13 protein-coding genes, 1 other RNA gene and 2 pseudogenes are annotated in these 20140 nt (G+C 66.1%); 8 read left to right on the top strand and 8 right to left on the bottom strand.

All coding sequences use genetic code 11. The features are described 5' to 3' along the window. Nucleotides 1-298 precede the first annotated feature (298 nt). From EDF34_RS08085 to EDF34_RS08075, 3 genes are read left to right on the top strand one after another with little or no spacing between them, the layout of a single operon-like run. On the top strand, nt 299-946 hold the full coding sequence (locus tag EDF34_RS08085) for a methylase (RefSeq protein WP_123370867.1): 648 nt from the start codon (nt 299-301) through the stop codon (nt 944-946). Continuing rightward, entirely contained in the window at nt 939-4226 is a 3288-nt protein-coding gene (locus EDF34_RS08080; RefSeq protein ID WP_123370866.1) for a DEAD/DEAH box helicase, read from the top strand. Before EDF34_RS08085 ends, EDF34_RS08080 begins: the two co-directional genes overlap by 8 nt. Before the next feature lie 2 nt (nt 4227-4228). After that, nucleotides 4229-5269 (top strand): Eco57I restriction-modification methylase domain-containing protein, encoded by a 1041-nt coding sequence (locus tag EDF34_RS08075; protein WP_123370865.1) that lies wholly within the window; start codon nt 4229-4231, stop codon nt 5267-5269. Nucleotides 5270-5398: 129 nt separating this feature from the next. Here the strand turns inward: EDF34_RS08075 and EDF34_RS08070 are convergent. After that, nucleotides 5399-5584 (bottom strand): annotated as a pseudogene (locus tag EDF34_RS08070) (ISL3 family transposase); the annotation flags it as partial. Between the two features lie 62 nt (nt 5585-5646). Between EDF34_RS08070 and EDF34_RS18020 the strand changes: the two are divergent. The 3 genes and pseudogenes from EDF34_RS18020 to EDF34_RS08055 all read left to right on the top strand — a co-directional run. After that, nucleotides 5647-5832 (top strand): annotated as a pseudogene (locus EDF34_RS18020) (AAA family ATPase); the annotation flags it as partial. A gap of 59 nt (nt 5833-5891) precedes the next feature. Further along, nucleotides 5892-6719 (top strand): hypothetical protein, encoded by an 828-nt coding sequence (locus EDF34_RS17835; protein WP_233575271.1) that lies wholly within the window; start codon nt 5892-5894, stop codon nt 6717-6719. A gap of 17 nt (nt 6720-6736) precedes the next feature. After that, on the top strand, nt 6737-7210 hold the full coding sequence (locus tag EDF34_RS08055; RefSeq protein ID WP_123370862.1) for a hypothetical protein: 474 nt from the start codon (nt 6737-6739) through the stop codon (nt 7208-7210). A 165-nt stretch (nt 7211-7375) separates the two neighbouring features. Here EDF34_RS08055 and EDF34_RS08050 read toward each other — a convergent pair whose 3' ends face one another. Then, a complete protein-coding gene (locus EDF34_RS08050; RefSeq protein WP_148076599.1) occupies nt 7376-8140 on the bottom strand; it encodes a zinc ribbon domain-containing protein in 765 nt (254 codons plus the stop codon). A 637-nt stretch (nt 8141-8777) separates the two neighbouring features. Between EDF34_RS08050 and EDF34_RS08045 the strand changes: the two genes are divergently transcribed. Next, nucleotides 8778-9830, top strand: coding sequence for a matrixin family metalloprotease (locus tag EDF34_RS08045; RefSeq protein ID WP_123370860.1), 1053 nt, complete (start codon nt 8778-8780; stop codon nt 9828-9830). Nucleotides 9831-10242: 412 nt separating this feature from the next. Here the strand turns inward: EDF34_RS08045 and EDF34_RS17410 are convergent, their stop codons facing one another. After that, the gene (locus EDF34_RS17410) at nt 10243-10692 is read right to left on the bottom strand and encodes a hypothetical protein (RefSeq protein ID WP_148076598.1); all 450 of its coding nucleotides are present in this window, start codon (nt 10690-10692) and stop codon (nt 10243-10245) included. A gap of 961 nt (nt 10693-11653) precedes the next feature. Beyond that, nucleotides 11654-11980: a hypothetical protein gene (locus EDF34_RS08030; RefSeq protein ID WP_123370857.1), complete on the bottom strand. Its 327-nt coding sequence runs from the start codon at nt 11978-11980 to the stop codon at nt 11654-11656. 644 nt (nt 11981-12624) lie between these two features. On the opposite strand from EDF34_RS08030, the gene EDF34_RS08025 reads away from it, so the two are divergent. Further along, nucleotides 12625-16881: a DUF3883 domain-containing protein gene (locus EDF34_RS08025; RefSeq protein WP_123370856.1), complete on the top strand. Its 4257-nt coding sequence runs from the start codon at nt 12625-12627 to the stop codon at nt 16879-16881. 104 nt (nt 16882-16985) lie between these two features. On the opposite strand, the gene EDF34_RS08020 is transcribed toward EDF34_RS08025, so the two are convergent. The 4 genes from EDF34_RS08020 to EDF34_RS08005 all read right to left on the bottom strand — a co-directional run bounded on the left by EDF34_RS08020 (nt 16986) and on the right by EDF34_RS08005 (nt 19989). Next, entirely contained in the window at nt 16986-17216 is a 231-nt protein-coding gene (locus EDF34_RS08020) for a hypothetical protein (RefSeq protein ID WP_123370855.1), read from the bottom strand. Between the two features lie 145 nt (nt 17217-17361). Continuing rightward, nucleotides 17362-17697 carry a tyrosine-type recombinase/integrase gene (locus EDF34_RS18015; RefSeq protein ID WP_123370854.1) on the bottom strand — a complete coding sequence of 112 codons (336 nt, stop codon included), beginning with the start codon at nt 17695-17697 and terminating at the stop codon, nt 17362-17364. Between the two features lie 921 nt (nt 17698-18618). After that, nucleotides 18619-18988, bottom strand: a transfer-messenger RNA (tmRNA) gene (ssrA, locus tag EDF34_RS08010). An 80-nt stretch (nt 18989-19068) separates the two neighbouring features. After that, the gene (locus EDF34_RS08005; protein WP_158615065.1) at nt 19069-19989 is read right to left on the bottom strand and encodes a S1C family serine protease; all 921 of its coding nucleotides are present in this window, start codon (nt 19987-19989) and stop codon (nt 19069-19071) included. Between the last annotated feature and the right edge of the window lie 151 nt (nt 19990-20140).

The raw sequence follows: 20140 nt of genomic DNA, 5'->3' as shown, positions 1-20140 counted from the left end.
CGACCCTCGAACGCCGCTCTGGAGCCGACGCAGCCAGCGCCGTCGGGTCTGGGGCAGTCTTACCGCGACAAGTCCCTCAGCCCGAGGGACGGCTTCCTCCTCGAGGGAATGCCCGGGGCCTTCCTACGACCTGTCGCCTCTCAGTCTCCACACGCGGCTGGGGGACGACAAGACCATCGCACAGAAGCCGCACGCGTAAGTCGGTGTGCCAACCAAGTCATGCGGGCGAACGCGAGCCAAAACCCCCGCGCCGCGACGGCTTCGCTGCGTGCATACCGCCCGGCATGAGAGCCCACAAATGACGGTGACGGAAAAGACTGTCGAGGAGCAGCTTGTGAAGTCGCGGCATCGCGTCAGGACCTACGGAGAGGTATTCACTCCCCGCCACATGGTCGAAGAGATGCTCGACCTGGTCCAAGAGGACCTGGAAGGCCCCGGCTTTGTCGACAAGACGTTCCTGGAGCCCGCAGCCGGTGACGGCAACTTCCTCGTGGCGATCTTGCGCCGCAAGCTCCATGCGATCGAGAAGCAGTACCCCGCCGAGCAGTGGCGACAGGAGTCACTGTTCGCGCTGGCATCGATCTACGGTGTCGAGCTGCTCGAGGACAACCACCAGGACGCGAAAGCGATCATGCTCGCCGAGTTCCTGCGCTTTCACCAGAAGCGCGGCAATCCAGGCAAACGCGACACTGTCTTGCGCAAGGCGGCAGCGTTCCTCATTGACCGAAACATCGTCTCCGGCAACACTTTGACCGGAAAGACTACCACGGGTGAAGACATCCAGTTCTCGTGGTGGAACCGGATCGACGCAGCGCCCGGGATGGTGCAGCGTATGCCTTTCGCGCTCTCCTCGCTGGCCGGAGACACCCTAGACTTCACCAACTACGCGAGCTATCAGGCGTGCCAGATCGAGACCGTCCACGAAGAAGTGAGAGCCGATGTCTAGCCCGAAGATCAGCGCCTTTCGCGAGATCACCCCGCTGGTCTACTCCTGGACAACTCCGGACATCCCCAAGTACGACGGCTGGGAGAAGATCGGCTACACCGAGCAGGAGACCGCTGACATACGCATCGCGCAGCAGGCATCCCAGCTCTCCGTCGAAAAGAAGAAGCTGTGGTCCCGACGGGCACTGTTCACGTCAGAAAGCGGCGGACGGTTCACGGACACGGACTTCCACGCCTACCTCGCGCAGCAGAGCGTGGAGCGAGAGACCCACCCGAAGCGCACGGAGTGGCACCACTTCGCCACTGCACCCAAGGCGTCGCTCGACTACTTCAACGACTTCGCCGGCCAGGACTTCCCTGCCCTGCCGGGTAGTAGCGGTACGGACGACTACACCTTGCGCCCCGAGCAGCAAGCAGCCGTCGACCAGGCGGAGGAAGCCTTCAAGGCGGGCAAGAAGGCTGTCCTCTGGAACGCCAAGCCACGGTTCGGCAAGACGCTCACGACGTACGACCTGATGCGGACCCTGGACCTGCGCCGCGTCCTGATCGTCACGAACCGCCCGGCGATCGCGAACTCGTGGTTCGACGACTTCACGCGCTTCATCGGCCACCAGACCACTTTCCGCTTTGTCTCGGAGTCGCCCTCGCTTGCCGGTCGCGCGCCCATGACCCGCGCCCAGTGGTTTACCTACTCGGGCAACCACCAGGACGAGGACCCCCGCATCGTGGAGTTCCTCTCACTGCAGGACATGAAGGGCTCGCAGTACTTCGGTGGTGCGTACGACAAGCTCAAGCACATCGCCAAGTTCGACTGGGACTTGCTCGTCATCGACGAGGCCCACGAGGGCATCGACACCACCAAGACCGACGTCGCCTTCGACCAGATCAAGCGCACTTGGACGCTGCACCTGTCGGGCACACCGTTCAAAGCCCTGGCCTCGGGCAAGTTCGACCAGGACCAGATTTTCAACTGGACCTACGAGGACGAGCAGACAGCCCGCAAGGAATGGCAAGACAACGGTCAGGAGAACCCGTACGCCGCCCTGCCGAAACTCAACTTGCTGACCTACCAAATCTCGCGGATGATCACCGAGCGCCTCGCCGAAGGTGTCGCTATCGCTGAGGACGAAGCGAACATCGACTACACGTTCGACCTGAACGAGTTCTTCGCAACCAAGGAGAACGGCTTCTTCGAGCACGAGGTCGAGATCATCAAGTTCCTCGACTGCCTGGCGGCCAATGAAAAGTACCCGTTCTCCACGCCCGCGCTGCGCGACGAGATCCGCCACTCGTTCTGGCTGCTCAACCGTGTCGCCTCCGCGAAGGCTCTGGAAAAGCTCCTCAAGGGTCACGAGGTCTTCAAGGACTACACAATCGTCTTGGCCGCCGGTGACGGGAAGAGCGACGATAACACTGACGTCGTCGCCGTCGGCAAGTCACTCGACAAGGTGCGAACGGCGATCGCGGAGGCTGAGAAGAACGACGGCAAGACCATCACCCTGTCTGTCGGGCAGTTGACGGTGGGCGTCACAGTGCCCGAGTGGACCGCGGTCATCATGCTGTCGAGCTTGTCCTCACCGGCCCAGTACATGCAGGCGGCGTTCCGCGCTCAGAACCCCGGCATCTTCGAGCGCGCCGGACACGTCTACCGGAAGCAAAACGCGTACATCTTCGACTTCGCCCCCGAGCGCACGCTGACGATCTTCGACGCCTTTGCAAACAACCTCCACCCGAACCCCTCTGGGGACCCCGGAGCACGCCAGGAGAACATCCGCGCGCTTCTGAACTTCTTCCCTGTCATTGGCGAAGACGCCGAGGGCGAGATGATCGAACTCGACGCCTCCCAGGTGCTGACTTTCCCGCAGGTATTCAAGGCCCGCGAGGTCGTGCGCCGGGGGTTCCTGTCGAACCTGCTCTTCGCGAACGTCGCCGGCATCTTCCGGTACTCCGAGCACATCAAGGGGATCCTGGACAAGCTGCCCACCGCGAAGGAAGGCAAAGTCAAGGCGGGCGACCCCATCGAGATCCCGCAGCCGCCGGTTGTCACCGACCCCGACGGAAGCGTGCAGGTCGACGTGGCCACCGTCATCAACAAGACGGAGAAGCTCGGCAAGCCGGTCTACCGCATCGAGGACATCCCAACCGCTGAGCCCGACGCGCCAGCGTCCACGACAGCAGTTGCCATCGCGAAGGCGGTGACCGAGCAGAGTCGGGCCAAGCGCGAAGAGCTTAAGGTGGAGTACGGGCTCACCGCCGCGCAGGTCGAGCGGGACATGAAGCGGACAGAGCAGGTCATCAAGGACCGTGTCGAGCGCGCGTACACCGAGCACAAGATCGCCAGCAAGCACGTCGAGGACGAACTCAAGAGCGCAGCCACCGATGCCGAGGCCAGCATCATCGAGACCAAGAAGGCCGAGCAGGCGGAGGCGTTCAAGGAGAACATCCTCGCCATCGTCGAGGACACGATGGACTTGATCGTGCCCGAGGTGGTGACGCGTGAGGAGACCAAGAAGGAACAGAAGCGCGCCAACAAGACGATGGACGACGCCCGCTCGCACCTCCGAGGTTTCGCGCGCACGATCCCTATGTTTCTCATGGCCTACGGCGACCGAGGCATCCGGCTGTCAAACTTCGACGACTACACGCCCAACGACGTCTTCGAGGAGATCACCGGCATCAGCGAAGCCGAGTTCCGGCTCTTGCGCGACGGCCAGGACGTCACCGACGAGAACGGCGTGGTGACGAAGGTTCCGGGCATGTTCGACGAGGCTGTCTTCGATCAGGCCGTCCAGGAGTTCCTGAACAAGAAGGAAGCCCTCGCCGACTACTTCTCTGACTCGCAAACCGAAGACATCTTCGCATACATCCCGCAGCAGAAGACGTCGCTGGTCTTCACTCCGCAGTCCGTGGTCAAGCTGATGGTCGAGGTTCTCGAAGCCGAGGACCCAAATATTTTCACCGACCCGGAGAAGACATTCGCGGACCTGTTCTCGACCGCCGGTCTTTTTCTGATGGAACTCGTGCGCCGCCTCGACACGGGGCTCGCCGATGTCTTCCCCGACCAGGACGAGCGACTTCAGCACATCATGACGTCACAGATTTTCGAAATGAGCCACAACGAGATCCTGCACCGCATCACCCTGGAAGCAGTCTCCGGCGGCGTTGCGGAACGCAAGGCGTGGCTCGACAAGTCCGGGCACTTCACGGTCGGAAATCTCGCACGCATGACCACGGAGGAGCGTCAGGCGATGCTCGACCAGATGCTGACGGAAGGGAACTGACCATGAGCAAGAAGTTCGACGTCGTCATCGGCAACCCGCCATACCAGGATGACCTGATCGGCGACAACGAAGCGAAGTCGCCGCCGATCTACCACCTCTTCATGGATGTGGCATTCGCGGTCGCCGAGCGCGCTGTGCTGGTGACACCCGCCCGATTCCTGTCGAACGCGGGCCAGACCCCGAAGTCCTGGAACGAGAAGACTCTTTCCGACGAGCACCTCAAAGTTGCCATCTTCGAGCCCTCGTCCTCCACGATCTTCCCCGGCACCGCGATTGATGGCGGGATCGTCGTGACCTATCGCGACGCGACGCGCGTCCTCGGCCCTATCGGGAGCCACTCACACCTGTCAGACACGGGGAAGTCACTGGTCGACTCGGTGTCTGCGCACTCAACTGAGTCCCTGGCCTCGATGATCACCGAGCACCCTTGCTCCTGGAACGAGCAGGTCTTTGTCGACCATCCGGAGCTGCGTGAGCGCATCCCCGCCTCGAGCGGTCTGCGCATGAAGACCAACACGTTCGAGCGGATGGGCGAGGTCTGCCTCACGTCCGAGCCGCAAGACGGCCACGAGTACGTGCGGATCATGGGCCTGGCGAATCGGAAGCGAGCGGTGCGATGGGTCCGCAAGGACTACGTGGTCGCCCCCGAGGTCGTCGGCAGCTACAAGGCGATCATCGCCGGCGCCGATGGAGCCGCCGTCAAGTCGGGCAGGGTCGTCGGCATGCCCACGGTCGTCGGGCCCGGCACCGGCTTCACCCAGACGTTCATGTCCGTCGGCAAGTTCGACTCCGAGGCTGCGGCTGAGGCGTGCGCCACCTACATGCGGACGAAGTTCGCGAGGGCGATGCTCGGAATCCTGAAGACCACCCAGCACAACTCAGCCATCAAATGGAAGCACGTCCCGCTGCAGGACTTCACCGCGGGGTCTGACATTGACTGGTCGGTGCCGATCCCGCAGATCGATGCCCAGTTGTACGCCAAGTACGAGCTCGACTCCGACGAGATCGCCTTTATCGAGACCAGAGTCAAGCCGATGGAGTAGTCGCCGAGCGAATCGAGCTAAGGGACGACAGTGGACAACCTCGGTGCCCGAGCGCCCACTAGGCATCCCCCAGGCTCGGCAAAACGGGGCATCGCCACATGCGCGTCGATCATGACCAAGACCGGCTGATCACAAGTCAGGGTGTAGCCGGCGTCTGAATCCTCCGGTTTCGAGCAGGCTTCTGGCGGTGGCGTTGGCCATGTTGCCGAACCCGAGGACGGAGCCGCGCAGGTGTTCGAGTCGGTCGTTCAAGGCTCCGATGGGTCCGTTGCTGGTACCGAGTCGATCGAGGTAGGCCAGCACCTCGGCGCAGCGACACCGCGACCGTGGCGTTGACCGCCGAGGAACAGCGGTGGTGCCTGCACGAGGGCCAGCTCATGCTGGTCGACGAGGCGTCCCTGGCCGGCACCCTGACGCTGCGGGACCTGACGACCCAAGCCCGTACCGCCGGCGCGAACGTGCTCCTGGTCGGCGACGCCGCCCAGCTGTCCGCCGTCGACGCCGGGGGCGCGTTCGGGCTGTTGATCGACCGCCCCGGCGGCGCCCAGCTGCGCACCCTGTGGCGGTTCACCCACCCCTGGGAAGCCGCCGCCACCGCGTCCCTGCGCATCGGCGACCCCGGGTGCTCGAGGTCTTCGACGACGCCGAACGCATCCACGCCGGCCCCGGCGACTCCATGCTCGAAGACGCCTACAACGCCTGGTCGACGGACGTCGCATCCGGGGCCACCACGATCCTGCTCGCCCCCGATGCCGCGACCGTGACCGGGCTGAACGCCCGCGCGCACAACGACCGCGTCCAAGAAGGCCTCGTCCACCCCGACGGGATCACCACCCGCGACGGCGTCAACATCGGCGTGGGTGACCGGGTGGTGACCGATCTGAACGACCGGCACCTGCGGCGGGCCGGCGGGTACGTGCGCAACGGGGACCTGCGGGACGTGCGCCACGTCGAGCAGGACGGGTCGCTCGTGGTTGTGCCCGCCGCCACCCGGCTCGCGCGCCGCGGCACGGTCGGCACCGCCGGATCCGACGAAGCATCACCGGTCCGCCTGCCCGCCGGCTACGCGCTCGAGCACGTCGACCTCGCCTACGCGACCACCACCCACCGCGCCCAAGGCATCACAGTCGACACCGCCCACGTCCTGGCCCACGCCGGCATGACCCGGGAGAACCTGTACGTCGCCATGACCCGCGGCCGCGACACCAACCACGTCTACCTCGCCCTCGACGGACTCGACACCGACTGCGACGAGCTACCCGACCCACACGCCACCGGCGACCCCCACGACATCCTGGCCACCATCCTGGCCACCACCGGCGCCGAACAGTCCGCGACCGCGACCATCGCCGCCCGCCTCGACCAAGCCACCTCACTGCGCCGACTCGAACCCATCGCCCGCACCCTCTCTACGCCAACGCAGCCCAACAGCGATGGGCCATCAAGCTGACCGAACTCGGCGTAGAGATGGACACGCTGCGTGCAATCCGCAGGTCGCCGGCGGCCGGGCAGCTGTTCGCGACCCTGGATCGCATCGCAACCAGCGCGGCCGACCCTAACTCCGCCCTCAGAACGCTCACCGACAGCACGCTGTCGACCGACCCTGCCAGTGACTTGCTCGGCCGCGCCACCGCCTGGCTGCACCGACACAGCGAGGACAGCAGCAACCTGCCCACCGTGCACGACGCGGACGGCCTCGACGCCGACGGCTGGGCGCTGCTCCGACAGGTCGAAGACCTCAACACCGACCGCGCCGCGACGCTCACCGACAGCGCCCTGCGCAGCTCACCGGCGTGGCTCGAGCAGCTCGGACCCGCACCGGACACCGCCGACGCTCGCGCCGACTGGCTCGCGGCCATTGCCGCGCACGCCGCACACCTCGACCGGCGCCCCCCGACCGCCAGCACGGCGCCAACGCGGACACCGACCCTGACCAGGTGACCAACCACCCTGCACCCGTTCGCGACGACCGGCTCCACGCGCACGCTTCGATTCCATGCCTGGCACATCCGCCGCTATGCCAGGGGCGGACTGCTCTGTCCCGTCGACCTCACGGACGACCCACCGCAGGGGGAGCGGGTCGCCGGTCTCATCGGATCGCTACTGCTAGTTGCTCTCCAGGTGCCAGGAGAGCGTTCCAGCCGTCCAGTCGATCAGCCCGCTGTAGATCCAGCCCTCGTAGGTACCGTCGGCATTGTCCTTGTTCACAGCGAGGCACTTGTAGGTCGTTGACTTAGCGTCGAGGTCGTCAGTCGATCCGCCACCAGTCGCCGTGCACTCGGCGCGCTTGATCGGCCCTGTGAGCGTCCCCGCTTTGACGGAACCCTTCGCGTCCTTCTTGACCGTAGCTTCAAGTTGCTCGACGGTTGCAGCGCGGTCCTCGCGCTCGGCGTCGTCCGCTGCTTGCTGGTCCGCGGCTGCTTTGTCTGCTGCGGCTTGCTCGGCGGCAACCTGCTCAGCAGCGGCGGATGCCGAAGCTGCAGCAGATGCGGAAGCGGCAGCGGCAGCGGCAGCGGATGCGGATGCCTCCGCTGCGCGATTGTCCGCGGCTTGCTGGTTCTGCGTCACGGCTACGGCCGCTCCGATGCCGGCCACCACGAGCACTGCGACGACTCCGACGCCGATGCGCAGGAGGGTCTGCTTGCTCGTGCCCTGCTTCACGTACGGCTTGCCGCAGTGCGGGCAGAAAGCTCCTGGTGCCTGCGAAAGTGCAGCGCAATGTGGGCAGACGCGCGTCGGAGCCGGTGGTTGTTCAGTCATGCGGTCCCATCCGTCCGGCGCGACGATCTCTCTCAGCGCTTCCTCTGCACCATGGCCTCTGAATGTCCTATCGGTCAGCGGGGCTGGTTTGTTGAGTGTCTCGCCGCTCATCGCGAGCCGCGTGCAGCCTGCCGCCACGCGGCCCGGACGTGACGCCGCCCGGAGTGGGCGTATCACCCCAGGACCTGGTTCACGCGGCGGCACGGGGTGAAGACTCCCCTTGGGACTCGTCCGCCCTGCGAGCCCCGCGCGGGCCGCGGCGCCACCGTCAACAACTGGCTCTCGGCGTCGCCGCCTCAGTTGTTGGGGACCTTCGGCGTGGTCACGCCTGTCCCCTTGTAGAGCGCGGCGAGGGCGTGGTTCCACCGACGAACGGCCGGCGCACGCGATGTGGGGCCACGACTCGTCCAGTGCTGGGATGCGACAACTTATGGATCTCACCGGCGGCCAGGCACGGCGAATCCAAGCAAGTAGGCCCGTGCTCGTCGCCGCCCGCGGTTCGGTCCAGGCGGGGGTCGATCGACGACCAAGGGTTCTCGGTCTGCCCCTCCTCGGTGCCGGTCCGTGCCTTCGGACGCCGTCGGGCCTGATGTCGCAGGTGAGGGCGTTCACACCACTTCAGTGCGACGCGTCGTCGACCGATGCACGGGGAAGGACAAACACCTGAGGGGGCGCGATAGTGACTGGTAGGCACCGACCGCTGGATGACCTGCCGCGCTCCCCAACCGGACGCACCCCGCAGTGGGTCATGGACGAAGCCCGCCGCGGGCATGCCGCCACCCCGGAGCCGTGGCGAGCCGGGCCAGCCACGCTTGTTCCCGGGCCAGTTACCCGCCGAGAGCTGCGGCCGGCACGGGCGTCTGATCGCCGCATCCGCAGGCTGACTCGGCAATCCGTCGCCCTGCCACGCCCCGCGCGCCGCCGGTTCCGCGGCAGTCCCGCCTACAACGCCATCATGACCACGTTCGTCCTCGCGGCCTTCGCAGCAGCAGGCGCCGCCAAATTCGGACTGTGGGGCGACACCAACGTTCCGCTGCTGGCTATCCCCGGTCGGCCGAGCACCCACGCGGGCCCGGCCTCGGACATCGCCGGTCAGCAGGCGGTGCCGGACGCGGCACGCAAGGCGCTCGGGTTCCCCACCCCCGGGTACGAGGCCGCTGCCACGCCGCTCGGCGTCCCTAGGCAGGCGGCCACTTCGAGCTCGTCGTTCGCGTTTCTCAAGACGCAACCAGACGGCATCACCCCCGTCACCTGGGACCCGTGTCGGCCCATCCACTACGTCACGAGCGCCACGGGCGCCCCCGCGGGGGGCGACCAAATGGTCGCGGATGCCGTGGCCGCCGTGCACGCCGCCACGGGGCTCGTGTTCATCAACGACGGCGCCACCGACGAGGTCGACAACGCCGCGGCGCCCCGGCCGCTGTCGCTGCCCGACCGGTACGGCGACCGGTGGTCCCCGGTCCTCATCTCCTGGGCCACACCGCAGACCAACACGCGGCTAGTCGGCGGCACGGCCGGCTACGGCGGTCCGGTGTCGGTCAGCGTGGACGGCGCCCACTTGGTGAACGTCACCGGCGTCGTGTCCCTGGACGCCCCCCAGATTGCTGAGCTCGAGCAGCTCGAGGGCAACGGCTCCTCGGTGGTCAAGCACGAACTCGGACACCTCGTCGGCCTTGCCCACGTCGATGACCCCACCCAGCTGATGAACCCGGTCGGCACGGAAGGCGTGACAACCTTCGCGGCCGGCGACCTGACCGGGCTTGCCGCACTTGGCACCGGGGCGTGCGAACCGCGGCTCTGAGCGCCACCCGACTGACCCGCGACGAGCTCCGGCGCGCCGGCCGATGACCTGTGCGGTGCGAACGGGTGGACTGCGAGCCCTTCGGTGGCAACTCGGGCCGGTGGTCGCCTCAGGGTGGGCGCGGTAGGAGAACTCGTCGAACGCGTCCAGGTGGGGCAGGTCGAAGGCGGTGAGGTAGCTGAGCAGGTCGGTGTCGGGCAGGCGGGCACGAGTGTTGGCTCGCGGTCGGCCGTGGTTGCCGTGCGTCCTGCGTCCCTCCAGCCCGTGCTACTTGGTCGCGCGCATCCACGCCAGCTCGCTCGGTCCGAGTGCGGTCGGCCGGCTGCGACCCAAGCGGGCTCGTAGAGCTCGGTCAGCCCGCGCCAGTTCGGGTCGGCCGGGTCGCGAAGCTGCCAGCCGAGCTCGCTGAGCCTCAGGGCGCCCTTGCGACGGTTGCAGCCCCAGCACGCGGTGACCAAGTTTGTCTCTGCGACGGGGTCGCCTCCACCTGCGCGGGCACAAGGTGGTCGAGCGTCGTGGAGCGTGCGATGAAGGCTGGATGCGTCGAGTCCGACTTCCAGTTCGCGTGCATGGGGAACTGGTCGGGGTAGAGGCGTGACAGGAGGCGCATCACGGGTGTGAGGATGGTCCGTTCGCCGCAGTAGCGGCACTGGTAGCGGTCCCTGGCATAGATCCGCGCAATCGTGGCGGTGGACGGCCACCGCTTGGCATCGTGTCGTGCGGGTGGCTCGAAGTGAGTCTCTTCGAGGACAGTCCGTCCGCCCTCGAGATCGCCGGCGACCACGGCGCGCAGCGCCCGCTCCAGCACGTCGGGGTACGGGTCGTCGAGTTGGCGAGGTCCGCGTCGGGGTGCAGCATCCATGGCTGGACGATTCCACACCAGGCCGTGGAGCGGTGACGCCGGTGTCTTGCACCCGCTGAGCTCAGTGCGCCGTTTGTACGTGGCGCTACCCGCCCCGCCGCGGTCTCGTCGTGCTGTGAGCGCGGTGCGGCACTACTCCTGCGTCAAAAGCACCTGCACCTCGCCGATGCGCACGCGCGCTGTCGCCTGCCGCGTAACGCTCAGCGAGCCCGAGGCCCCGCCGCCTGTCCAGGTCACGTCACACGTCGTCGTCGCCGTGACCGGGTATGCCTCACCTGGCTGCCCGCCGGAAGACTCCTGATAGATGTGCTGACACGACGGGGACGTGATCCCGCCCGTGTAGTACGCGGTCCCCGGGTTTCGGCAAGTCTCCGAGTTCCCGTCTCCCATGTCCCACACGATCTGCTGCGCCTTTGCCGTCGCCGTGACGGCAAGGCCCGGCAACGATGCTGTGGCCGAATTGGGCCCCCACGTCGTCGGGCCGACTTCGGTCCACAGCCAGACCGGGACCCGACGATGCCCATCTCGCTGCCTTCGATCGTCATGCGGATCGATGGCCCGCTCAGCTGTATCCGCGCAATCGCTTGCTGCGCGAGCTGCTGCGGCGTCACGCCCGTGCCGCCGTAGCCCGGAGGATCGGTCGGGGCCCACACCCACCCGCCGGGGCCTGTTCCGTGTGTCGGGGCACACGCCACCGAGTAGATGGCGCCGTCCGGGTAGTGACCCGCCCAGATCGTGTCCGTCGGGGGCGGGGGTTGCTCGGCCCTGCGCCAGTAGCAGTCGTCGGAGTCGTTGAACCAACCCCAGATCGCGCCGGGTGACTGTGGCGCAGCAGGGCCGCCGGCCCTTGTCTATTGGGCTCCCTTGCACGACCCGATAGACAAGGTGATGACGATGACGCTGACGCTGGTGCCGACAGAGCAGGCGCGACCGCCCGATTCAAGCCTCACGGGCGGTGGAGCTACTCGCCAATGACGATGCCCACCAAGGCAACGAGTGCAGCTGTTGCCAGGATCGACCAGCCTCTGATGGCGGACAGCGTTCGCCGGTATGCAGCACTCTCATCCGGACTCTCTCGCAGCAACTCCCTTACGAGCTTCTGGTGGGCGGCCCGCTTCCTCGGGCGCCACCACGGAATGTCGGCGCGCAGGTCGCTCGTAAAGGTGGCCGATCGGACCAGCGGATCCCGCTCGCCCAGTTCTCGGAGAGAGGCTCGCGCCTGAATGATGGTGCCAACAAGCATCATCACGGCAGACACGCCCGCCCAGGAGATCAAACGCAGCAGCATGGCTCACATTCTTCCGGACTCGGACCGCGATCGGCCGCGGATTGGACTGCCGCACGGATAGGTGACACCTCGTGCCCGACCGGTTTGTGAGTTGGGTCCGGATGGACGAGCGCCCATCGATCCCGGAGCCCGCCCATCACATCCGTCCCGCGGGCTGACAGCAGCGCGGCGCCACGCGCCGCTGCAGCGCACCCTCGCAGCCTCGCAGCCTCGGGCGACTTCACCCAGTGCGCTCGGCCAACGGATGCCTTCCTGACGGGCCCTTCGATAGCCTCTCGACCATGGCGCGGCCGAAGTACACCCACCGACCATGCACCGTGTGCCGTGTCGATCGAGACTTCAAGACCCTTGAGGAACGCGACATCAAGGGCCGGACTTTGATGGTGTGCACAAGGTGCAGCTCGAAGGTCCCAGTACCTGGTCAGAAGAACCCAACCTGGGCGGAGTTGCTCGCGGCAGAACAATAGGCACCCACTCGTGCCGGTCCCTCGGGCCGCGCACATCTCGATGCGTGCCAGATTCATCCGGTGGTGAAGCCACTGAGGGCCGGCCCCAGCGAACATCGCCTGGCCGTCGTCGCCTCCCGTGGACTGAGCATCGGTGGGTAGTTGCACCCGTTTGCTAACGACAGGTGGAGATCCGGAGTGGACACAACCGAGCACCTTCGGGCTGCTGAGCTGCAGTCGATCCGAAGTGCCGTGCGCGATGGCAACCCCGACCATGCGCGCAAGCAGCTCAGCGAGCGAGGTAAGGCGCAGGAGCTCATCCGCCAGCAGTACTCGGGGCGCTACCCGTTTGAGCTGCTCCAGAACGCCAACGACGCCACCAAGGAGAGCAGCCTCGATGAGGGACGCAGCGCATACTTCCTGCTGACCGATTCCGCACTCATCGTGGCGGACAACGGCGCTGGATTCGGCGATCGCCAGATCCGCTCGATCTGCTCACTCGGTGACTCATCGAAAGGTCCTGGCACGGCGATCGGGCACAAGGGCCTTGGCTTCATGTCCGTAGGCGAGATCACGGCTCGTCCGCAGATCGTCTCCACGGGCGGCGAGTTCCAGTTCGATGGCGAACGGGTGCGCGAGGAGGTAGAAAGAATCCTCGGTGCCCTGCCAGGTAGCCAGCGGTTCCCGGTCTACGCCTTCCCCTTTCCTCTGTCGGCCGGCGACCTCGGCGAAGATGCCGATGAGATCCAGCGACTCCGGGGCGAGGGCTATACGACGGTCATCCGACTGCCGCTCACCGAGAAGATGGCGCGGGAGACCGTCGAAGGACACCTCCTGGAGCATCTCTTCCCAAGCCTGCTGCTCTTCCTACCGAGTATCCAGACGATCGAACTGCACGGCACGAGCGGGGACTTCGTCGCCACGATCGTCCATCAACGTGACGGAGTCGCTTGGAGCGCCTTGCTTGAGTACGGCAACCAGTTCGAACAGTGGCTCATCTACCGGCATCGCTTCTCGCCTGCACGCGAGCTGCTCGAGCCTCTGGGCGAGGGCTGGATCGACGTCGAAGCGATCCAAGTGTCAATTGGGGTGCCACTGGACGAGGCTGGGCAACCGAAGACCGAGATGCCCTATCCGCTGAGCGTCTACTTCCCGACGGAGGCCTTCGCGGGTCTGAGGGCATCGATCCATGCCGAGTGGGTGCTGACTCTCGACCGCAAGCACGTCGCAGACACGCCAGAAGCAAGGCTGCTCAACGACGCCATCCTCGACGAGGTCGCGAACTTCGTGGCCGACACGTACGCCATCGATCTGGTGAAGCGGTTCGAGTTCAGTCGCCCAGCCGTCCATTTCCTGACGCCGGGACTCAATACACTTGTCTCCCCGGGGGCAGGTAGCGGGCTTCGCGAGAGGTGGATCGGTGCGCTGGCTCGGTCGGCGTTCATCCCGACCGCCGGCGGCACACTCCGATCGCCCGCCGCACTCCGCATGCTGCCTTCGGCCATCCCGGATGCCGCGGCTGCGCACCGCTTCGTCGACATCGACCCCAACACGATGCTGCGGCCAGACCTGGAGGGGGTGCGGGCAGTACGCCACCTGATCAAGGGCTTGGCAAAGGATGCTGAGCTCAGTGCCGATGAGTTCGTCTCACACCTGCACGCAGTCGAGCCGGACGAGCTGACCGACTACTACAAATTCCTCCTAGCCTGCCGCGAAGCGATGGGCGACGTGTTCACGAGGGCACTCGCGAAAGTTCGTTGTGTACCGACCGCACACGGCGAGTGGCTAGCACCGGGCCAGACCCCGGTCTTCTTGCCGCGGAGCCGAGGCGAAGCTTCTATCCCAGAAGGCATCCCGGTCCCGATCGCTGTTCTGCCGGACGACTCGCACGACCTGGACAAGTTCCTCGAAGCGCTGGGAGTCAAGCCGTTCCAGTGGCGCACGATCATCGAGAACTACCTCATGCATGTGCTTCGGGATCCGGACGCGGACGACGGGCTCCGGCGCCAGGCACTGGCCAGCCTCGAGGCCTACAACCAGCAGCGCGTCGGTGAAGCTGTACCAGCGGTGCTAGCCGACGTGCTGCTCCCAGCCCGAAGCTCAGACGGTGCGCAGCGGGAGCAGCTGCGGCGGAGCGGCGACTTGTACTTTGGCTCCTCCTGGACCGAGTCGACCGACCTCGAAGTGCTGTACGGGCCGTTCAGCCAGGCTGAGTTCCTCGACGTCGAGCCACCCCAGGACGCAGACCAGAAGGAAGAGGCGGTCGGTTTCTACGAGATGCTCGGCGTAGTTGGGCATCCGCGCATAGACAGCGAAACCAGCAACCACACTGGATGGACCCATCCGCATAGCCGCGATCCGGCGTTCTCGCAGTGGTGGAGCCAACCGAGAACGCAGGAATTGGCTGGCGGCTGCCAGATGGGGCATTCGGCATCTCAACGGCTCAACAAGTCGTACCGCCTCGACCGTCTTCCGGAGATCCTCGACTCCAAGGACTGGCGTCGGCTGATGACCCTCTGGCGGCAGTTGGCCCTGCACTGGGACCTCTACAAGCCCGCCATGACTGCGACGTTTCACTGCATTGCGAGCGTAAGTCACGCCGGTCCGCGGGACCGAACAACTGACTCCCTTTTGGCGTACACCCTGCGCTCGCGCGCCTGGGTCCCAGTCAGGCGTGGCGACGCGGACGAGCTCTCAGTGCCTCAGGATGCCTGGTACGAGGCTCCCGACACACCACGAGGTATCCGCGTCCATCTGCCGCTCATTTCCGACGATCTACGCCAACTCAAGGGCGGCACGATGCTCGCGGCCGACCTCGGGCTGACCGATGTTGCTCGGCCGCGCATCGACGACCTCCTCACTCTTCTCGGTCGCCTGTCCATCGACGCAGATGAAGTCGGCGAAGTGAGCAACGAGATTGCCTACGCCGCCCGGTGGGTACAGCGCAGGATCAACGACAACCTGCACCGCGATAGCCAGCCACACTCCGCACCAGAGACCGTGCGACTACTTACGTCCGAGCACGGCGTCAAGGCGTTCGTGGCGCAGCCGGCCTACGCCGTCGACCGCCTGATGCGCGAAGCATGGGAGGAGCGCGAGCCGGTCCTCGTAGCCGACAATCAGCCAAGTCGGCTGGCGAATTACCTGACACTCGTCGACCTTGATGAGGCCGTCGACACCATCCCAGATGCCGTCATCGGTGACTACCAGCGCGGCAGCGAGCCGGATCGATGGGTCCGCGAACGGATCGACGCTCGCAAGCCGCACACCCTGGCGCTGATCAGGGCTGAGCATCCAGGTTCCGACGAACGAGCCGAACGGGCCCTGCGCTGGCTCGAGGTCGTCGTCTGCGAGGAGTTGGCGCTGCGCTACAAGCGGGGCGAGATCGAGATCCCTCGTCCGGCTGCGCCGTGCTTCATAGATACCCGTGTCCAGCGCGTGGGGAGTGTCAACCGTCGAATCGGCACCGCTTATCTCCGCCTCGAGCCGGGAATTAGGCCTCAGCCCGATTGGCACGCCTTCTCAAGCCAACTTGCGGAGTTCCTCGGCGTGCCGACGTTGTCGGATGCCATCGCCATGATCTTCACGACCACCGGTGAGAACCGCGACAGCATGCTTGCCCAGCACTCGGTTGAGCCAGTCGATGTGGCCGACGCTCGACGTCGGTTGGACCTGCCCGAAGAACTCGATGAGGAGCAGACAGGGATCCTCAATCGTCTACTTCCAACATCACCGGGGTTCGACCTGCCTGTAGCGCCCGCTGCGAACTCAGCCACGGGCACCACCGTCTCCACCCCTGCACCGGGACCGGGCGCCGTAGGCCAAGCGACCCCGACGCCTCCAGTCACTTCCGAACCGCCCGAGCCGATTGTCGTCATCCCGCTCGCTCCTCCGGCAGTCGACGTGTCCAAGGTCGAAATGATCGACGCTAAGCCAGGAGCGATCGTCTCCCCGGTGCCATCCAAGCCAAGTACCGGCGGTTACGGTGGCGGCGGAGCCTCGTCGGCGCCGACAGCCGCGGAGAACCAGCGCAATCGGGATGTCGGCAAGCATGGTGAGCGGCTCGCCTACCAAAAGGAGCGGGAGCGGCTCGTCGAGGCTGGGCTCGACCCAGCGCAGGTGAAGTGGGAGTCGGAGCACAACGAGCTGGCGCCATACGACATCTCGAGCGTCGAAGGTGGCCAGGTCATCTATATCGAGGTCAAGTCAACGACCAGTTCCGATCCGAGAGATGCCTTCGTGATCTCCTACAACGAGATCGTCCTGGCCGGTGTCCACCGCGATCGGTATTTCATTTACCGCGTCACGGACACGCTGGGCGAGACTCCGACGATCACTAGGTTCCGCGACCCCTTCGGCTTGATTCTCGACAAAAGGGGCGAGATGCGCCTCCGCAACGCCACCATGTCCTTAACTGTCGGGGCAGAGGATGAAGGCACCCACGGCATGGGCTAGAGCAGTGCGACCGCAGAACACTGGCGACCTCAATTCGGCGCAACTCGACGACGGAGCGAGCAAGGACGAAATCCTGATCCCGCCTGCGTCGGCAAGAGGGTCGATCAGACGATCAGATGCAGGGGACAGGTCGCGCCATGGCGCAGCGCGCTCGACGGGGGCAGTATCGACCGCACCAGCTCCCTGAGTTCTAGCTCGAGCCGATGCACGCCGACGTTCTCGAAACCGGTGCGCTGCGCCATCGCCATCCCAACAGCCGACTCACCGACATTGATCCGCTCCTCTCCGAACACCCGGTCGACCTCGGAACGGTCGAGCGCGCCCTGGGCCGTCACGCGTCGTCGAGCCGCTCGCCCAGCACGTGCCGTCCTGAATTCTCGGCGTCCCGCAGTAGTCGTAGCACCGCTCAGTGCGCTCGCCATCCAGCGGATCGATGCTTGCGCTCGTCATTCGGGCCGATGGCCCGAAGTCCTGTAAGGGTTAGTAAGTCCGTGGGGCAAGGCTGAGGCCGCCTAGCGCACGTCCTGCCGCCGCCGCGGCGGCGACCTGCTGGTCCGGCAACAGGTGGGCGTACGTCTCCGTTGTAGTGGTGATGGACTCATGACCTAGTCGGCGCTGCAGGACGAACAAGTCCGTGCCAGCCGCGATCATCCACGACGGGTGCGTGTGCCGCAGGTCGTGCACTCGTGGGCGTCGCCTAAGTCGCGGAGCGTCCGGGTCCGGCGTGCCGTCGGCACGCCTTGGGTGGGTCGCCGCGTCGAGCGCGGGTGTCCAAGTCGTAGTCCAAAAGCGCGACGACGAAATCTGTTGGCCCACTGTGTTGGTAAAAAGGAGTGCGTCTGAAGGCTTTCACGCGGCCAACGGCATGAGTACGTCGACGAGTTCGTCCGGAAGTGAAACCGTCCGACGCGCTCGCTTGGTCTTCGGTGGGCCGACATACCAATGACGATCACCGTCGCGCTTCCACGCCTTCGTGACGCGGAGCGTGGGCAGTTCGGCGAATAGATCGAGTCACCAGGGGTCAATGCAGTTGCTTCGCCCCATCGGAGGCCGGTCGCAACGAGCAACAGCACCAGCGGTTGGTAGAGCGGTTGGACATGCGACAGGAGCAGCGCGAACTCGCCGCGAGTCAGCACCGTCATCTCGACCTGCGTGAGCTGCGACTTGCGTAGCTGCACGCCGACGCAAGGGTTGTCCGTTCGGTACCCAAGTCGCACGGCTGTCGACATCGACGCAGAGAGCAGTCCGTGGATGCTCGCGATGGTCTTGGGCGACAGACCGCTGTCACTCATGGAGCGAATCCACCCTGCGACGTGCCGGTAGGAGATTACGGCGACGGGATACGACCCGAGCGTCGGCGCGATGTGTCGGCGAAGGTGCGTCCGATAGCTCGCGCGGTTATCCGGGCCCACGGCGGTCAGCAGGTCGATGTGCTCCGCGACGGCCTCGACAACGGACGGCCCGTGGTGCCGGACGGCGTCGGCGATCCGCGCCGCCTCGTCGGTGTGCCCACCGGTCACCTCAAGGAGGTGCTTCGCGACCCGGGCGTCGTTTTCCTCGTCGTACGTCAGCGAGCTCTGCCGCTTGGTGTCCGGGTCGCGCCACAGCACCGCGAACGACGGCGTCCCGTCGGCCCGTACCCGCTCCCGAATGGATGCCATAGACACGAAAGTAGCCCCCCGCGTCAACGAGAGGCTACTTCCTGTCAACATGACCATGCGTTTCCGCAGGTCAGAACGGTGGAGGTGGCGGGAATCGAACCCGCGTCCGATGACGAGAAACCAGGACTTCTCCGGGTGCAGTCTGCTGATGATTTTCTCGGCCCCCATCTCCCCGCAGACAGGAAGATGGACGGGCTCAGTCAGCTAAGAGTCCCGGCCGTCACACTGACGATGACGACCAGCAGTGGCTCTCTAGATGACGCTGGTTACTGAGTCGAGAGCGTACTCAGGCCAACGGACTTCGAAGACTCGCTCAGGCGGCGAGTGCGAAGTCGGTGCGCTTGGAATCGGCACCTATTGGTTTGCACGGATCGTTTACGAGATAACCGTGCATCCTCGACCCGCTTCTCCTGGCTCGACGATCACCGTCGAAACCGATCACCCCCATGTTCAGTTTTCAAGCCGGCCCCGAGGGACCGCTGTCCAGCCTACCCGTCCAACGTCGAGCCGGGCACCCTCATTCCCGTCAGACCGCCGCGCCGACGGACAGCGACGGGTCGAGCTCGCGAGCCACGACCAGCGCGTCTTCGATCGTGATCGCGTACGCCACCGTGTACCGCCCGTCGGTCGCCATCGCCGTGGTCATGCCGACCACCTCCCCCTCGTCGTCGAACACCGGGCCGCCCGAGTCGCCCTCGACGACCGGCGAGGAGAACGCGAGCAGGCCGGAGACCGACTCCGTGGAGGTCGTGACCGTCTGGTCGAGCGCGACGACCGAGCCGGACGCGGCGACCAGGGTTCCCCCGCCCTCCGCGTTGCCGACGGCCGTCACGTCGTCACCGACCGCCGCGCCGGTGTCGTCGTCCAGGGTCACGGTGGCCAGGTCGGACGCGTCGGCGAGCTGCAGGACGGCGACGTCCGCGCGGGTGTCGGTCGCGACGACGGTCGCGGTCCACGACTGCCCAGACGAGGGGTCCGTGACCTGGATCGCCGACGCACCCTCGATCACGTGGTTGTTGGTCAGCGCGACGCCGTCGGAGGTGAGGATCATCGCGGTGCCGGCGGCCGCGGCGCTGACCTGGCCGTTCGCGTCCTCCGTCAGCGCGGTCACGGTCACGACGCCCGAGGCCGAGACCGTGGAGACGCCCGGCCACGCCGGCGCCTGCTGCACCTCGGCAGGAGTGAAGGTGGGAGCGACCGGGTCCGACTCGGCCGACGAGGGTGTCGACGACGGCCGCTCCAGCGCAGCAACCCCACCCGCACCGAAGGCAGCGCCGACGACGAGCGCCGCGCCGAACGCCGCACCACGCTGCAGCCGGCCTCGGCCGGATGAGGAGGCACCCGCCAGGGCCAGCTCGCGCGGCTCGTCGGCCGGGATCGCGGCGGCCTCCGGGACGATGGGAGGCGAGGAGGCCAGGAGCGGCGCGAGCATGCCGCCCTCCGGCACGAAGGAATCGTCCGACGAAGGTGCTGCGGCACCCTGCGAAGGTGACGGCCGCCCGACCGTCGCCTCGTCGGTGGGCTTCGTGGGTTCGCGCTGCTCGTCCATCGTCCCGGCCTCCTCGTCGGCGCCCCGGTGGCGCCGTCAAGGAACACAC

The sequence above is a fragment of the Cellulomonas sp. PhB150 genome, from assembly GCF_003755175.1.
Taxonomy (GTDB): domain Bacteria; phylum Actinomycetota; class Actinomycetes; order Actinomycetales; family Cellulomonadaceae; genus Cellulomonas.
The sequence above is the reverse complement of the archived record's forward strand: the minus strand, read 5'-3'. Positions and strand labels throughout refer to the sequence as shown.

What these genes read in the sequence shown, in the direction of transcription:
- EDF34_RS08085 (WP_123370867.1), top strand. Translation starts at nt 299, where the DNA reads ATGACGGTGACGGAAAAGACTGTCGAGGAGCAGCTTGTGAAGTCGCGG.
- EDF34_RS08080 (WP_123370866.1), top strand. Translation starts at nt 939, where the DNA reads ATGTCTAGCCCGAAGATCAGCGCCTTTCGCGAGATCACCCCGCTGGTC.
- EDF34_RS08075 (WP_123370865.1), top strand. Translation starts at nt 4,229, where the DNA reads ATGAGCAAGAAGTTCGACGTCGTCATCGGCAACCCGCCATACCAGGAT.
- EDF34_RS08055 (WP_123370862.1), top strand. Translation starts at nt 6,737, where the DNA reads ATGGACACGCTGCGTGCAATCCGCAGGTCGCCGGCGGCCGGGCAGCTG.
- EDF34_RS08050 (WP_148076599.1), bottom strand. Translation starts at nt 8,140, where the DNA reads ATGAGCGGCGAGACACTCAACAAACCAGCCCCGCTGACCGATAGGACA.
- EDF34_RS08045 (WP_123370860.1), top strand. Translation starts at nt 8,778, where the DNA reads ATGGACGAAGCCCGCCGCGGGCATGCCGCCACCCCGGAGCCGTGGCGA.
- EDF34_RS17410 (WP_148076598.1), bottom strand. Translation starts at nt 10,692, where the DNA reads ATGGATGCTGCACCCCGACGCGGACCTCGCCAACTCGACGACCCGTAC.
- EDF34_RS08030 (WP_123370857.1), bottom strand. Translation starts at nt 11,980, where the DNA reads ATGCTGCTGCGTTTGATCTCCTGGGCGGGCGTGTCTGCCGTGATGATG.